Raw genomic sequence first — 16,107 nt, 5'->3', positions numbered from 1 at the left:
TTTGATTCCCGCTAATCCTCTATGGGATTGGGTCCATCATAGGTCCATCTATAAGCAGGGGGTGTCGGGCCCTTGTTTCTGCCCCCTTGCTGCATTTGTTCCCAGGCATGGGATAATGCACCGACCGAGCGTGACAGGCAGAAGAGGCCTCTCGCCAGAGGGCCGGTGAAACCTAGTTCTGCGTAGATAACAGCTGTCGCACCATCGATATTCATGGGTACCGGCCTGCCTTTACGTTCGTTCATGAGCGTCTGCACCGCGCGACCGATGTCGGCAAATTTGCCATCTACAATGCCCAGTGCAGCGGCTTCATCCACCAGTGAAAGCAATCTGGGTGCACGGGGGTCTTCAGGCTTGTGAAAACGGTGACCAAAGCCCGGTATGAAAGGTGTTCTTGAGACCTGCCACATATCAATTACCTCTGCAGTAGCCTGTTGAAGCGTTGTTCCGTTATTTTTGGCATTGGCGATTGAGTTATAGAGTTCGACGGCTTGTTCTCCGGCTCCACCATGCACGTCATCAAGCATGTTGACTGCGTTGGCCATCGCACCGTTCAGGCCCAGACCACAAGTGACGGACATACGGGCTACTGCGATGGAAGGAGCTTGCGGCCCATGGTCGACAGCGGCAACGAGCGCACTTTCGAGCAATTGCGCCTGTCCGTCTGAAGGCATGTCTCCACGTGTCATTAGCCAAATCATCTGTGGAAAGGTAATGGAGCCTATCAGATCTTGTATGGGGTGACCGCGAAGACGAATTTGTCCGGGGGCCATATCGATAATAGATGTGGTCCACCAGTCAGATACATCATTCTGTGGAGCGCTCATATTGCGCCCTCCTTTTGCATTTGTGCGATTTCGTCTTCCGTAAGGCCAAGCTCGGTCCAGACTACTGTATTATCTCGTCCCAGCAGAGGGGGCGGTGTATCGACAACGGGAGAGTTTCCATTCAGTTTTATGCCAGTGGTAGCGACTTTTATATCGCGCCCTACACCTGGAACATCTTGAAACTTATGAAGAAAATTACTCTCTTCTATCTGTTTTGACCGCAGGACTTCAGGCACCGTCAGCACAACACCGGCTGGTACACCAATATGATTCAGCTCCTGCGCCCAGTCATCAGCCGGCCTAGTTTTGAGTGTCTCTTCCAGACAGGCTTTGAGTGTGATGCGATTACGCTTGCGATCTTCTCGCGTGAGATAATTGGGATCCGCCTGCAAGTGTGATAGTCCCAGATGATTAGTCAGCAGAACCCATTGTTCATCCTTGTTTGCGGCGATATTGATCAGGCCTTTTGCGGTTTCAAATGTTCCGGATGGCGCGGAGGTTGGGTTTTCGTTGCCGTTGGTCGTGGGCTCAACACCGGCGATCAGGTGGTTGGACACGACCCATCCCATTGTTGCCAGAATACTTTCCAGCATTGAGACATCAAGAAAGGCTCCGCGTGGACGCTGATTGAGTGCTGCTGCAATGGCGAACGCCGCCGTCATTCCACCAACCGTATCAGCGACGGGATATCCAACCCGTAAAGGTGCGCTTTCTGTGTCTCCAGTAATCGACATTACGCCTGATGCGCCCTGAATAATCTGATCGTAGGCTGGACGGTGAACCCAGGGTCCGGTTTGACCAAACCCGGAGATCGCACAATAGATCAGGTCAGGTCGAACGAGCCTAAGCCGCTCATAGTCAACACCCAGTCGCTTCATAACGCCGGGGCGGAAATTTTCGACCACTACGTTGGCCGTGGTCACCAGCCTTTCAAAGAGAGCCTTGCCATGTGAATGCTTGAGATTAACAGTAACTGATTTCTTGCCAGCATTCTGTGCAAGAAATGATACGCCCATACCCCTCTTGTTTAACTCGGGATCTGCACCAAGCTGGCGAGCCAAATCTCCGCGGCCTGTGGCTTCTACCTTGATTACCTCAGCTCCCATATGAACGAGTTGATGGCAACAGAATGGACCGGCCAAAACGTTGGTCAGATCAAGAACTCGTATACCAGTGAGTGGTTTGGTCATTGTCTTCCTCTCCAAAACTGACGGAGCAGCAGACAGGGATGGTAGAGACTTCTGTTACGCAAGCAAGATTCAGGTTGGTCAATGCTGATATAGAGACACAAAAGCTATGCAGCACTTACATCCTGCCTCGTCGGGCGATGATTGACAGAGTCAGGATGAGGTCGGCGATCAGGGCCGTTCCGAGAGGGGCATTGAGGCGGGTCTGGAGGGCTGTTTCATCTATTCTGGCCATCGCTCTTTCAAGTGTCTGGCGTGACCAGCGTTCGCTCTGGCGGACGATGAGAGGTTTTCTCTTGAAGAAGATGGGTGGCCGCATACCATCAACAGCGGCCTGAGCAGAAACACCTTTTTCCTGGGCCCGCAGGATCTGATGCAGCATCTGGAAATGGCGGATCATTGCGGTAATGATCACATGCGCAGAAAGGCCGGACCCCACATACTGGCGGAACTTGCGTTCGGCCTCCTTGGCATTTCCAACGGCTGTTGCATCGATGATCTCGTCAATCTGGAAGGCAGAGGCATCGCCCACAATGGCACGAACGTCGTCCTCCGTGATTGTCGTCTGACCATGGGCGAAAAGTGTCAGCTTTTCTATCTCACCTCGAGACGCGAGGCGATCAGACCCAAGCGAAGCCTTCAGCAGATCCCGTGCGTCGTTGGAGATGGAAAGATTCGCCTCCGACATGATGGTGTTAATCAGGTCATCCAGGTCCCGGGCGCTGTCGGCGAAACAGGGAATTGCGGCCCCGTTTTTTGCCGAGCCGATAAGCTTTCTGAGCGGTGCGGTTTTCTTCATGTCACCGCCCTCAATGATAACAACTGCATCATCAGGCGGGGTTGTCACCAGTGGTTCGACGGCCTTGGCAATGTTCTTGCCGCTTAGTGATTTGATATGAATGACCCGCTTGCCGCCAAACATCGAAATGGTGAAGGCTTCATCGGCCAGTCGATTCGGGTCCGAAGCAATGTCTGATCCATCCAGGCGTACCAGCGCAAACGGATCATCCGTCTTGCCAAGAACTGTCTTTGCAAGTAGTCCGGCCCGTTCTGATACGAGGCCTGTGTCCGGTCCAAAAACCAGTATAAGGTTTGCTGAGGCCGGGGGATGCTCAAGAAAGCGTTTGACCTCGGTCGCTTTCAGCTCTGCCATGACTGTTTCCTATTCATGGCGTGATATCACTTAGCCCCGACCTGCGAAATAGGTGGCCAGCTTGATCCTGATATCGTCTGCGATCTCCTTTGCAGCCCGATTTTCCGCATCCCGTCTGGCTCTGACATTGGCGAAACGCTGGTTGGACCGGTCATAAGACGCAAGAGCGGTGGACTTGCCCTGGAACAGACGCTCGCCTGTTGTCACATCATAGAGCCTGAAGCTTGCATAGGCTGTAACCTGTTCTGCGGTCTGGCGGCTGAGGTTGGGATCAAATCCAACATTGGCGATCGTTGTCTGAACGCGATATTGAAGCGTATAGCGCCTATCAAGCGGAGCGTCGCCGCCTGTAAGCGAGAAGATCAGAGCATTTCTGGTCTCAAGCTCGACCCTGTCTTCGGCTTTTTCCACATCAATTGAAGCCAGCTCGGCAGAAGTTGTGCCAGCTTCAACAGATGAAAAGCTTGTGCCGCTTGAAGAATAAAGAGGCTGCACCTGACAGCCGGCAAGCCCGATGGAAAGGCTGGCCAGAAGCGCAAAGCCTGATGTGCGGATAAGTCTTGAAACCGGGTTATGCGACAATGTTCACAATCCTTTTCGGCACGACGATGATCTTGCGCGGGGCCTTTCCGTCCAGAATACGCTGAACCGGCTCAAGCGCAAGCGCTGCCGTTTCAATATCATCCTGTGTGGCATTAGCGGCGACAGTGAGATCTGCTCGTTTCTTGCCATTGACCTGAACCGGCAGGGTGATTTCATCTTCCACCAGAAGGCTTTCATCAAGTTCCGGCCATTCCGCCTCGGAGACAAGGCCGTCTTGTCCCAGAGCCTGCCAGCATTCTTCTGCCAGATGTGGCATCATCGGGGCGAACAGACGGACAAAGATCAAAAAGCCATCCTGCAGAGCCCAGGTAACAGCTGAATCACCCTTGTTTTTGGCAAGTGCGGAAGACAGCGTGTTTGTCAGCTCATAGAGCGCGGCGACAGCGCGGTTGAAGCGAAGACCCTCGATATCCTTCTCGACAGAAGCCAGGGTCTTGTGAACGGCTTTCTGGACCGCGAGAGCCTCGCCATCCATGGAAGCGGGTTTATCCGTTGCTGCGCTGGCCTTCAGCTCTGCAACAAGGCGCCAGACGCGCTGGACAAAACGATGCGCTCCTTCAACGCCGGATTCAGTCCAGATCACATCGCGATCGGGGGGAGAATCCGACAGCATGAACCAGCGGGCTGTGTCGGCACCGTAAGAATTCATAATGTCGGTCGGATCGATTGTGTTTTTCTTCGACTTCGACATCTTCTCGATGGAGCCGATGGTGACCTCGGCATCGCCTTCCAGAAGGAAAGCCTTGCGGTCAGCTCCATCGCCTTCAAAGCGGAGATCTGCCGGGTTGACCCATTGTCCGTCGGCATCCTTGTAGGTCTCATGAACCACCATACCTTGGGTGAAGAGGCCCTTGAACGGCTCTTTCAGGGACAGGTGCCCGGTTTCTTTCATGGCGCGGGTAAAGAAGCGGGAATAGAGCAGATGCAGGATGGCATGCTCAATACCGCCGATATACTGGTCAACAGGCAGCCAGGCATCCGCCGTATCAGGCTCGGTTGGTCTGTCGTGCCATGGCGCCGTGAAGCGGGCGAAATACCAGGATGAATCAACAAATGTATCCATCGTGTCTGTCTCGCGCCGGGCCGGTTTGCCACAGGACGGACAGGAACACTGGTTCCAGGTTGGATGGCGGTCAAGAGGATTGCCGGGAACGTCAAATGTCACATCATCCGGCAAACGGACGGGAAGGTTTTCTGCCTTCTCCGGAACAACACCGCAATCCTCGCAATGGACAACCGGAATAGGGCAGCCCCAATAGCGTTGACGGGAAATGCCCCAGTCGCGCAGACGGTAGTTGATTTCCCGCTTGGCCTGTGGCGTGCCGTTCAGCGTGCGCTCTTCCAGATGGCGGGCCATGGCGTCCTTGGCATCCGCAATGCTGAGGCCATTGAGGAAGTCCGAGTTGAACAGGGTTCCTTCGCCGGTAAACGGCTCCGTTTCAATGGCGAAAGTATCCGCATCAGCTTCAGGTGGCAGAACCACCGGGCGAACCGGCAGGCCATAGGTGTTTGCAAAGTCCAGGTCGCGCTGATCGTGGGCCGGGCAGCCGAAAATGGCGCCTGTGCCGTAATCCATCAGGATAAAGTTGGCGACGTAGACCGGCAGTGTCTCACCCTCAAGAACCGGATGCCTGACGCGAAGGCCGGTATCAAAGCCGCGTTTCTCGGCTGTCTCGAGCGTGGCAACACTGGTGCCCATCCGGCGACATTCTTCAACAAAGGCGCTGAGTTCCGGATTGCCGTCCATCAGTGTGGCGGTGAGAGGATGGTCCGGTGACAGAGCCATGAAGCTGGCACCAAACAGGGTGTCTGGTCTTGTTGTGAAAATTTCCAGCGTGTCATGACCGGCAGGTGCTTCCCCATCGAACTCAAACAGAACCTTGAGGCCTTCCGAACGGCCAATCCAGTTGCGCTGCATGGTGCGGACCTTGTCCGGCCAGCGGTCCAGATCATCAATGGCTGACAGAAGGTCCTCGGAGAAATCGGAAATTCTGAAGAACCACTGGGTCAGCTCCCGCTGCTCCACCAGAGCACCGGAGCGCCAGCCACGTCCGTCGATGACCTGCTCATTGGCGAGAACGGTCTGGTCGACCGGGTCCCAGTTCACTTTCGACTGTTTGCGGTAGACAAGGCCGGCCTTCAGGAAATCCAGAAACAGATGCTGTTGCTGGGTGTAGTAGTCCACATCACAGGTGGCGAATTCGCGATGCCAGTCGAGAGACAGGCCCATGGACTTGAGCTGTGCCCGCATGGTGGCGATATTCTCATAGGTCCAGTCCTTGGGATGGACCTTGTTCTGCATGGCTGCGTTTTCCGCTGGCATGCCGAATGCGTCCCAGCCCATGGGATGGAGAACATTGAAGCCTCTGGCCCGCTTGTAGCGCGCAACCACATCGCCCATGGTATAGTTGCGGACATGTCCCATATGAATCCGCCCGGACGGATAAGGGAACATTTCCAGCACATAATATTTCGGCTTCGGATTGTCATTCCTGGTCCGGAAGATTTCCTTCTCGTCCCAAACTCCTTGCCAGCGTGCTTCCGCTTCGCGTGCGTTATATCGCTCCGTCGCCATGGTCTTTTCTATTCCGGAAATCAGTGTGATACTTTGTGCGTGACCTTCACCAAAAAACGGCCTCCGGGTCAATAGTCTGGCGGCTTGCAAGGGCCTGATTGCCGTGTTATCGCGCTTTTCTGATGAAAATGCGGAGAGAATGTTCATGTCAGATGCTGCTGATCGCCTTGCCAGTGTGCAATCCCGGATAGACAAGGCGGCATCCGATCATGGCAAGCAAGGGGATGATGTTACCCTGATTGCGGTCTCCAAGACGTTCGATGCCGATGCTATCTCTCCGGTTCTCGATGCCGGGCAGAAAGTGTTCGGCGAGAACCGTGTTCAGGAAGCCGCCGGGAAATGGCCCGGACTGAAAGAGCAGTATGAGGGCGTCGAGCTGCATCTGATCGGGCCGCTTCAGACCAATAAGGTGCGGGATGCCGTTGCCCTGTTTGATGTGATTCACTCCGTTGATCGGGATAAGCTGGCCAAAGCCCTGTCTGATGAAATGGCGAAACAGCAGCGCTCTCTGGCTGTCTTTGTGCAGGTGAATACCGGGGCAGAACCTCAGAAGGCGGGTGTGCTTCCGGCCGATGCTGCCGCTTTTGTGGAGCGATGCCGGACGGAACATGGTCTTGATGTGGCCGGGTTGATGTGTATTCCCCCTGCTGGCGATCATCCGGGGCCGCATTTTGCCCTGTTGCGCAAGATGGCTGAGGCTCTGGATCTCAAGGGTCTTTCCATGGGCATGAGCGGTGATTTTGAGACAGCGGTTTCATTTGGCGCTACCCATGTGCGGGTTGGCTCTGCCATCTTTGGAGCCCGTGACTATCCGGTCTGAATACCGGCTTTCAGGCCGCAGCCTCATAAAAAGTGCCTTCAGACGCCCGCTTTAGCCAATGGTCATGTCTGCGCCATCAGGCCCGATCATTGACAGGATTTGGCGCATATGATTCCGGGCTATGGCCACACAGCCTTCGGTTGGACGATAGTTGGAATGGGCCAGATGGAAGAAAATAGCGCTTCCGCGCCCCTTGATACGTTCTGAGATGTTGCAATCGAGAATGACACCGAGATCATAGAGATGATCATCGCGCCACATTTTTTCATGTGAGGCTGAAAAGGGCAGAGTGACCGGGCGATTGTAGCTGGGATGATCCGGCTCATCGCACCAGCCATTGCGTTGATGCAAAGGACTGACTCGAAGGATGGTCCTTGGTTTTTTCTCCCGATCATGCCGGTAGAAGCCTGACAGAAGCCTGAATGTTCCTCTTGGCGTTCCGCCATCTCCCTCGTGTTTCTGTGTGACAAGACCAGAGCGACCCAGGGCACAGGGGTAGACGAGAGATCCGGCTGTGAGGAAACCCTGCTGCGGATTTCCGGGTTTTGGAAGAACGCGGATCTTCATATGGCCTCATTTATCGGTGCAGGGTTCAGGCAGCTGATGACATCGAGTTGATCGGCTGTGATTTGTCTAACGTTCACTGACACATAACTAGTTTTAGATACAATAACGGCTCGTGCAGCCTTAGGTCCATGATTTTCCGGTGGCTCAAAGATGCTCCGAAAGACACTATTGGGGGAACAGACATGACAGCTCGTAAAATTCTGATTGTCGATGATGATAATGATCTCCGCGAAGCACTTGTTGAACAATTGTCTCTTTATGATGATTTTGAAACCATCGAAGAGGAAACGGCCACATCAGGTGTAAAGACAGCCCGTGACGACCATGTCGATCTTCTGATCATGGATGTGGGCCTGCCTGATATGGATGGTCGTGAGGCGATCAAGATCCTGCGCAAGGGCGGTTTCAAGTCGCCGATTATTCTTCTGACCGGTCATGATACGGATTCAGATACAATCCTTGGCCTTGAATCAGGTGCTAATGATTATGTGACCAAGCCGTTCCGCTTTGCGGTTCTCCTGGCGCGGATTCGTGCTCAGCTCCGGCAGCATGAGCAGAGCGAGGATGCAACATTTGCTATTGGTCATTATACCTTCAAACCGGCCTCGAAGCTGCTGATTGACGAGGACAGTTCCAAGATCCGTCTGACGGAAAAGGAAACGTCTATTCTCAAGTTCCTCTATCGGGCTGGTGAGAAAGTCGTGACACGCGATATTCTGCTTCATGAGGTATGGGGATACAACGCAGGCGTTACAACACACACGCTTGAGACCCATATTTATCGCCTGAGACAGAAAATAGAGCGTGATCCGTCAAATGCGGAGTTGCTTGTTACCGAGGCTGGCGGTTACAAATTGGTCCCATAGGGGACGCGAAACGGTTTGTAACACATGAGCCTAGAGACAGATGTCGGCCTTCTGGGCCGACTTCCGCTTTTTTCGGAATTCAATGCCGAGCAGCTCAGGCTCCTGGCATTCAGCGCTGAGAATCATACCTATAGTGCAGGGGATATCCTGTTCTGGGAGGGTGATCCGTCCGAGTTCGGGCTGGTGATTGTTTCAGGAAGTGTTGATCTGCAGCGCCGACGCGGTGAGAAAACCATGGTTGTCGGCCATGCCGGTATTGGTGATCTGATCGGCGAACTTGGTCTTATCACAGACATTGAGCGCCCGGCGACAGCCGTTGCCACAATGCCGACCGAAGTGATTCGCATCCAGAGGCCACTGTTCCGCCGCATTCTGACGGAATATCCCGATATTGCAGCCCGAATACAGATTCAGCTTATTGAGCGGCTTTCTGATACGAATGCCGCCCTTGATGCGATTGGTGCCAAGCTGGACTATTGAGACGGCTCTGCTTCAGAGATCCAGAGAGACGATGATCGGGGCGTGGTCGGATGGCCGCTCCCAGCCTCTGGCATTGCGCAGGACTTCAAAGTGACTGACAGACTGCTCCAGATGCGGCGTGACCCAGATATGGTCAAGGCGACGGCCCTTGTCTGCTTTGCTCCAGTCCTTTGACCGGTAGCTCCACCACGAATAGAGCTTCTCTGTCTCGGGGATGAATTTACGTGCCAGGTCGACCCAGTTTCCGGCCTGACGGACGGCTTCCAGGCTTTCCACTTCGACAGGCGTATGCGAGACGACCTTCAGAAGCTGTTTGTGTGACCAGACATCATGTTCGAATGGCGCAATGTTCAGATCGCCCACCAGAACGGATGGCTGATCGGTTTCGCTGCCGGTAAGCCAGGATTTCATCTCATCAAGAAAATCAAGCTTGTGGGCGAACTTGTCATTGATTGCCGGATCCGGCTCATCGCCGCCGGCAGGCACATAAAAGTTGTGAAGGGTGAAGGTGGTGCCATTAACACTGTGTGTGGTGGCCACGTGCCGGGCATCGCCCTTGCCGCAGAAATCCCGTTTCTGTTCAGGTTCTGAAAAAGGAATGCGCGAGAGCGTGGCGACGCCGTGATAGCCCTTCTGTCCGTGAATGGCGATATGCTCATAACCCATCTTGCGGAAGGTGGAATGCGGGAACTTGTCATCCGCGCATTTGGTTTCCTGCAGACAGATGATGTCGGGGTTCTGATCGGCAACCAGTTGCTCAACCAGTCCCGCCCGCAGGCGCACGGAATTGATGTTCCAGGTCACAAGTCTAATGGGCATGAAGATCCTCTCAAGGCTGGGATCTGCGATCCTAACCAATCAGAGAACCGGCGCAAGCCCGTGTGGGTAAATCTGTACAGAGTGTTGTGTGTTTAGCGGTCTTTGCGATGCTGTCTGGCGTTAGCCAGATAATCAATCTCGAACAGTTTCGGATTTTGTGGTCGGCCTGTCTCCACATTGTAGAGGGCGACAGATGTGTTCAGACCCTGGGCATCGGTAATCGTCCACTGACGCAGGGCAAACTCTGCCGTATCGAACAAGAGAGTAATCCGACCTTCGCCGAACAGGCTCTCCTCGTGCATCATGATCTGGATAATATCAGTATCTTTCAGAACCTGCAGAACCTTCTTGTCCCGGGACAGATCCACCTGATCGGCAAGCAGGAATTTCAACGGCGTCTGGGACAATGGATAGAGATCAAGGGTCTGTAGTTTCCGGTCCTTGATGACCAGAGAATCACCATCTGCAATGATATCAATGGTGGACGGCTTCAGATAATGGAAGCGGATCTTGCCCGGGCGTTCCATGAAGAACTTGCCCTCGGTCTGGTTCCCGGAAGGGCCAACCTGCAGGAAATCGCCATTCATCGTGCGGATGCTGTTAAAATATCCGGAAATCTTCTGAAGCAGATCGCGGTCTTCCGCTGTGAAGGACGCTGCAGCAGCATTCGGCGCTATGAGTGATGCGACCCCGAGGCAGCCCAGTCCTTTGAGAAGGTGGCGTCTTGTGAAAGGTGTTGGCGCAATCTGTTTCATTTTAAATTCCATTTCACCCGTCCGGGTCTGTGGTGCCGTTCTCTGTTTATGAGTGAAAGCGAGCTGCTATCACCAAACCGGTTCCCACTTTTATGCGATACGCTCTAGGGTCAGATTTTGACCAAACAACGACCGCTAGAACTGTTCATCTTCACCGCCGACAAGAATCTCGCGTTTCCCTGCATGATTGGCAGAACCAACAACGCCTTCGTCTTCCATACGTTCGATAATGGAGGCTGCCCGGTTATACCCGATGGACAGGCGACGCTGGATATAGCTGGTTGATGCCTTCTTGTCGCGGATAACGATTGCAACGGCGCGGTCGTACAGATCGTTTGACTCATCAGATCCGCCCGCCATGCCATCATAGCCTTCGCCTTCAGCGGCCTCATCTTCTTCCGTGATTGATTCGAGATATTGCGGAATGCCCTGAAGTTTGAGATGCGCAACAATCTGCTCGACTTCATCGTCAGAAACAAACGGGCCATGCACACGCTGAATGCGGCCGCCGCCAGCCATGTAGAGCATGTCGCCCTGGCCGAGAAGCTGTTCGGCTCCCTGCTCTCCAAGGATGGTACGGCTGTCGATCTTCGATGTGACCTGGAAGGAAATCCGGGTCGGGAAGTTCGCCTTGATCGTACCGGTGATGACGTCCACAGACGGGCGCTGGGTTGCCATGATGAGATGAATACCGGCGGCACGGGCCATCTGGGCCAGGCGCTGGATTGCGCCTTCGATGTCCTTGCCTGCGACCATCATTAGATCAGCCATCTCATCGACGATAACGACAATGAACGGCATCGGATCAAGCGACAGGTCTTCCTGCTCGTAAATGGCTTCACCGGTCTCGCGGTCAAAACCGGTCTGTACGGTGCGTGTGATGGTTTCACCCTTCCGGGCTGCTTCACGCACACGCTGATTGAAGCCGTCAATGTTGCGGACGCCGACCTTCGACATCTTCTTGTAGCGGTCTTCCATCTCGCGGACGGTCCACTTCAGCGCAACGACGGCTTTTTTCGGATCGGTGACGACCGGTGTCAGAAGGTGTGGAATGCCGTCATAGACCGACAGTTCCAGCATCTTCGGATCGATCATGATCATCTTGCATTCCTCATGCGTCAGTCGATAGAGAATGGAGAGAATCATGGTGTTGACAGCAACCGACTTACCAGAGCCGGTGGTACCGGCAATCAGCAGGTGCGGCATGCGGGCCAGATCGCTGATGACAGGTTCACCGCCGATGGTCTTGCCCAGACAGAGGGCGAGCTTAGCCTTGGTCTTCTCGAAATCCTGGGCTGCCAGAAGTTCTCTCAGGAAAACGGTTTCCCGCCGGGTATTTGGCAGCTCGATGCCGATTGCATTGCGACCCTGAACCACGGCAACACGAGCGGAAATCGCGCTCATGGAGCGGGCGATATCATCTGCCAGACCGATAACGCGGGACGACTTCGTGCCCGGAGCTGGCTCGAGCTCATAGAGTGTTACGACCGGACCGGGCCGAACATTGATGATCTCGCCGCGAACGCCGAAATCCTCAAGCACGCCTTCAAGAAGTCGGGCGTTCTGCTCAAGAGCATCCTTCGAAAAGCCTGCATTGGGTCCGAGGCTTTTGGGTTCGGCCAGCAGCCGCAACGGGGGCAGTTCATAATCATCGCCGCTTGCAAAGAAGGAGGCCTGAGCTTCATCAGACATTCTCTTGCCAGGCTTTGGTTTTGGTGCAGGTGGTGTCACACGCTCTGAAGAAGCGGGAGCCGCTCCATGATTGCTAACCGCAGCCTGCCTTCTCCCGGCGCTTCGCCCCGTATGGTGAGAAACGGGCTCGTCATCCTCCTCCTCATCAAAGGGTTCGAGATGCGGGTCCGTATGATCAAATGACCGGTCAGAAAAATCTTCCCGAAGATCGTCGTCAAAGCCCTGATGATGATCATGACCGTCACGCTCGCGACGTGTGGTCGGTTCCATGAACTGATCCAGCCCGTCATCGGACCGCAGTAGTCGGCCGACCAGAGAGGGTCGGGACGGTTTTGCTGGAGTTCTGAAGCCGCGCTTGATCCGGGCACCCAGGCTCAGCCGCCAATGGGTGAGGGCACCACGCAGGGAACCTGAGCGCTCGTCGTCCTCTTCCGGATCCTCGTCCTCCGGGAAATCATCGTCATCAAACGGTGGATCCTCGCGATCCTGATTGCCCTCGGGATCCGGGGATTGCCGGTGCCGTTCGGGCAATGGCTCTGTGCCGATAGCGCGTTTGAACAGCCAGATGGATGGTGCAGCAAATGCCACAGCCAGGGCATAGGCCTTGTAGGAGCCCAGACCACCGATCAGCATGGCCGGAAGATAAATCAGCATATCGCCAGCCAGTCCGCCAAGGCGGGTGGGCAGCGGCCAGTTCTGGGTAAGCGGCAAGCAGGCGACAGCAGCACTGGCCAGCAGGATAGACAGAATCAGAACGCCGGTTCGTCTCAAGGTGTGGTCAGGCACAAAACCGGACAGCATCCGCCAACCGGTCAGAACAGCTGCGAAGACCACAGTCAGGGAGGCAAGGCCGAACAGTTGCATCATCAGATCTGCGATGACAGCGCCCGGATAGCCCAGGGCATTGCTGATCGGGGCAGACGTCGCATTTGACAGGCTTTCATCGGAAATCGACCAGGTCGCAAGGCTGGCCGCCAGCGCAGCAGCCAGCCCGATGATCAGAAGACCGGCAGCGCCCGCCGCATTCCTGACGAGTGCGCGTCGCAACGGATCTGCGGATTCAAAAGAGGGTTCAGCGATTTGTTTGCTGGATCGCATTAGCTGTTACCTCCTGATACGGGTTGGGCCGATCCGCCCGGCCTGTCTGCCAGCCTGCCAGCTAGCCTGTCTGTCAGTGCATTGAGGCGGGCCAGAGCCGTCTCGGTCTCTTCAGGTGTGTTGACCAGAGCCAGTCGAATATAGGGCGTTCCGGGATTGCTGCCGTCCGGCATGTCTTCCGACAGGAAAGCGCCGGGTACGACCTTGACGCCCTCTTCGTGCCAGAGTGCCTTCGTAATCGCTTCACCATCTCCAAAAGCTGAAACATCCAGCCAGAGAAAGAAACCGCCTTCGGGCCTCTGATAGGCGTAGCGTCCAGCAAGCAATCTATCTGCGATGGCATATTTCTGGTTATAGAGCCGACGATTTTCAATCACATGGGCTTCATCTTCAAGTGCTGCGATTGCTGCATATTGCGCGGGGATCGGTACCTGAGGGGCCGCCATGTTGCGGAACTGCACCCAGTTTGCCAGAAAGTCAGGATCTCCAGCCACAAACCCGCTGCGCAATCCGGCTAGGTTGGAGCGCTTGGAGAGGGAGTGGAAGACCAGCACCTTGTCCGCCGAACCTGTCTCTCTGGCCGCTTCAAGAGCGCCAGGAGGCGGGGTATTCCGATAAATCTCCGAGTAGCACTCATCTGCAAAGATATAGAAGTTATGTGTGCGGGCACGTTCAATCAGATCAGCCCACTGCACCAGATCAAAGACAGCACCCTGCGGATTGGACGGAGAAGCGAAATAGATCGCTACGGTCCGATCAAGAACGGCTTTATCAAGTGTGTCGAAATCGGGGAAAAAGTTCTGACTTGCCGGAGCATCTATGAGCGCCGGTTCGCATCCGGCTGCGACGATGCCAGCTGCATAGGCCGCATAGAGCGGGTTCGGCAGCAGAATAACCGGGTTGTCTTTGGACAATCTGCGACGGGCTTCCAACGCGCCGAAAAACAACCCTTCCCGGGTTCCGCTCAGCGGCAGGACACCTTTGTCTGCGGTGATCAGATCGCCCGTGCCATATCGTTTGTTAAGCCAGGACGCGACAGTTTCCCTGTATTCCGGTAATCCGCTGATTGGCGGATATTTGTTGAACAGATTTGCCTTGTCACTCAGTATTCCGGCGATGAAATCAGGCACGGAATGTTGCGGCTCGCCAATAGACATATTGATGGCGTCACGCCCGGGTGTCGTGTCAGCAAGCAATTGATGCAGGCGCTGAAAAGCGGTTCCCTTGCTGCCGAAAGATCGATTTCCAGACGCAGTCATCCTGTTCCGTACCCTGTTCTGAAGCTTTTTCCGTCGCCGAATCGTAGGAGAAGATGGTTAATTCCCCATTAACCCTTAAACATCTGTGACCGTGTATTCACGCATAAAAAAGGCCCGGTTTCCCGGGCCAGGTCATTGGGGTACTAGCGTTGTTTGTACGAATTTATCTGCCTGGCAGATCAGTCTCGGGATTGGCACTGATCTTGTGGATGGCGAGGTCAGCCCCCATCCGTTCGTCGTCGGGAGACAGACGGATGCCGAGTGTTGATTTCAGAACACCATAAACAGCATAGCCTACGAGAAAGGCATAGATGATCCCGCTGAGCGAGCCGACAATCTGAGCGCCTAGTGAGACGCCTCCGAGACCGCCAAAAGCTTCAAGACCAAAGATACCGGCAGCGATGCCACCCCACAGGCCGCAAAGGCCGTGAAGAGGCCAGACGCCGAGAACGTCGTCGATCTTGTACTTGTTCTGGCAGAGATTGAAGAACACAACGAAAATGCCGCCTGCAGCACCGCCAACAATGAAAGAGCCTATTGGATGCATGACATCTGATCCTGCACAGACGGCGACGAGGCCTGCAAGAGCGCCATTGTGAATGAAGCCCGGATCGTTGCGACCGATGATCAGGCTGGCAATAATGCCGCCAACCATGGCCATCAGGGAGTTGATTGCGACCAGTCCTGAGACAGAGGAAAGAGACTGGGCAGTCATCACGTTGAAACCGAACCAGCCTACACAGAGCAGCCATGAGCCCAGGGCAAGCCAGGGGATGGATGATGGTGGAATTCCGATGGGGCGACCATCCTTGGTGTAACGTCCAAGTCTTGGGCCGAGATGCAGAACAGCCCCCAGAGCAATCCAGCCGCCGACACCGTGGACGACGATCGATCCGGCGAAGTCATGGAAAGGGGCACCAAAAGTCGCCTCGATCCAGCCTTGCAGACCGAAATTGCCATTCCAGATCAGCCCTTCATAGAAGGGATAGGCGATGCCAACCAGTGCAACAGTCGCCAGACATTGCGGCAGGAATTTCATCCGTTCGGCAATGCCGCCGGAGATAATGGCCGGTATGGCTGCTGCGAATGTGGTCAGGAAGAAGAATTTGACCAGAGACAGGCCTTTCAGCTCAAAGCCCTCGCCACCGCTCAGTGTTGCGGCGTTGACAAAGAAGGTCGTGCCATAGGCTATCAGATAGCCAACGAAGAAGTAGGCGACGGTGGAAATGGCAAAATCCACAAGGATCTTGACCAGCGCATTCACCTGGTTCTTGTGACGGACTGTGCCGACCTCGAGAAAGGCGAAGCCGGAATGCATGGCAAATACGAGGATGGCGCCAAGAAGGACAAAAAATACATCAGCACCAATAAGGGCGTCTTCCATGGAGGGTCTCCAGACTTTGTTT

The 16,107-nt window shown here is 54.8% G+C and carries 14 protein-coding genes; 3 read left to right on the top strand and 11 right to left on the bottom strand.

Features of this window, described 5'->3' with window-relative positions:
• Positions 1–11 precede the first annotated feature (11 nt).
• The 5 genes from RA157_RS06895 to leuS all read right to left on the bottom strand — a co-directional run bounded on the left by RA157_RS06895 (position 12) and on the right by leuS (position 6,345).
• Positions 12–827, bottom strand: a complete 816-nt coding sequence (locus RA157_RS06895; RefSeq protein ID WP_350335732.1) for a citryl-CoA lyase — start codon at positions 825–827, stop codon at positions 12–14.
• Positions 824–2,017 (bottom strand): CaiB/BaiF CoA transferase family protein, encoded by a 1,194-nt coding sequence (locus RA157_RS06890; RefSeq protein WP_350335731.1) that lies wholly within the window; start codon positions 2,015–2,017, stop codon positions 824–826. Before RA157_RS06890 ends, RA157_RS06895 begins: the two co-directional genes overlap by 4 nt.
• A 115-nt stretch (positions 2,018–2,132) precedes the next feature.
• Positions 2,133–3,167 carry a DNA polymerase III subunit delta gene (holA, locus tag RA157_RS06885; protein ID WP_350335730.1) on the bottom strand — a complete coding sequence of 345 codons (1,035 nt, stop codon included), beginning with the start codon at positions 3,165–3,167 and terminating at the stop codon, positions 2,133–2,135.
• A 30-nt stretch (positions 3,168–3,197) separates the two neighbouring features.
• Positions 3,198–3,749 (bottom strand): LPS assembly lipoprotein LptE, encoded by a 552-nt coding sequence (lptE, locus tag RA157_RS06880; protein WP_350335729.1) that lies wholly within the window; start codon positions 3,747–3,749, stop codon positions 3,198–3,200.
• On the bottom strand, positions 3,739–6,345 hold the full coding sequence (leuS, locus tag RA157_RS06875) for a leucine--tRNA ligase (RefSeq protein ID WP_350335728.1): 2,607 nt from the start codon (positions 6,343–6,345) through the stop codon (positions 3,739–3,741). The genes lptE and leuS overlap by 11 nt, the downstream gene beginning before the upstream one ends.
• A gap of 145 nt (positions 6,346–6,490) precedes the next feature.
• Between leuS and RA157_RS06870 the strand changes: the two genes are divergently transcribed.
• Entirely contained in the window at positions 6,491–7,165 is a 675-nt protein-coding gene (locus tag RA157_RS06870; RefSeq protein WP_350335727.1) for a YggS family pyridoxal phosphate-dependent enzyme, read from the top strand.
• A gap of 51 nt (positions 7,166–7,216) precedes the next feature.
• Here the strand turns inward: RA157_RS06870 and RA157_RS06865 are convergent, their stop codons facing one another.
• Positions 7,217–7,732 carry a L,D-transpeptidase family protein gene (locus RA157_RS06865; RefSeq protein WP_350335726.1) on the bottom strand — a complete coding sequence of 172 codons (516 nt, stop codon included), beginning with the start codon at positions 7,730–7,732 and terminating at the stop codon, positions 7,217–7,219.
• 182 nt (positions 7,733–7,914) lie between these two features.
• Between RA157_RS06865 and RA157_RS06860 the strand changes: the two genes are divergently transcribed.
• Positions 7,915–8,598 (top strand): response regulator transcription factor, encoded by a 684-nt coding sequence (locus RA157_RS06860; protein ID WP_350335725.1) that lies wholly within the window; start codon positions 7,915–7,917, stop codon positions 8,596–8,598.
• Between the two features lie 24 nt (positions 8,599–8,622).
• Entirely contained in the window at positions 8,623–9,078 is a 456-nt protein-coding gene (locus tag RA157_RS06855; RefSeq protein ID WP_350335724.1) for a cyclic nucleotide-binding domain-containing protein, read from the top strand.
• A 12-nt stretch (positions 9,079–9,090) separates the two neighbouring features.
• Here RA157_RS06855 and xth read toward each other — a convergent pair whose 3' ends face one another.
• The 5 genes from xth to RA157_RS06830 all read right to left on the bottom strand — a co-directional run bounded on the left by xth (position 9,091) and on the right by RA157_RS06830 (position 16,085).
• Positions 9,091–9,897, bottom strand: coding sequence for an exodeoxyribonuclease III (gene xth / locus RA157_RS06850; RefSeq protein WP_350335723.1), 807 nt, complete (start codon positions 9,895–9,897; stop codon positions 9,091–9,093).
• A 92-nt stretch (positions 9,898–9,989) separates the two neighbouring features.
• Positions 9,990–10,664, bottom strand: coding sequence for a LolA family protein (locus tag RA157_RS06845; RefSeq protein ID WP_350335722.1), 675 nt, complete (start codon positions 10,662–10,664; stop codon positions 9,990–9,992).
• Positions 10,665–10,787: 123 nt separating this feature from the next.
• Positions 10,788–13,442 carry an FtsK/SpoIIIE family DNA translocase gene (locus tag RA157_RS06840; protein WP_350335721.1) on the bottom strand — a complete coding sequence of 885 codons (2,655 nt, stop codon included), beginning with the start codon at positions 13,440–13,442 and terminating at the stop codon, positions 10,788–10,790.
• Positions 13,442–14,701 carry an aminotransferase class I/II-fold pyridoxal phosphate-dependent enzyme gene (locus RA157_RS06835; protein ID WP_350335720.1) on the bottom strand — a complete coding sequence of 420 codons (1,260 nt, stop codon included), beginning with the start codon at positions 14,699–14,701 and terminating at the stop codon, positions 13,442–13,444. Before RA157_RS06835 ends, RA157_RS06840 begins: the two co-directional genes overlap by 1 nt.
• A gap of 163 nt (positions 14,702–14,864) precedes the next feature.
• On the bottom strand, positions 14,865–16,085 hold the full coding sequence (locus RA157_RS06830) for an ammonium transporter (RefSeq protein WP_350335719.1): 1,221 nt from the start codon (positions 16,083–16,085) through the stop codon (positions 14,865–14,867).
• Positions 16,086–16,107: the final 22 nt, after the last annotated feature.

Source organism: Coralliovum pocilloporae (assembly GCF_030845175.1).
In the GTDB taxonomy this organism is placed as follows: Bacteria; Pseudomonadota; Alphaproteobacteria; order Rhizobiales; family Cohaesibacteraceae; genus Coralliovum; species Coralliovum pocilloporae.
This window is presented reverse-complemented; position numbering and strand designations above follow the sequence as displayed.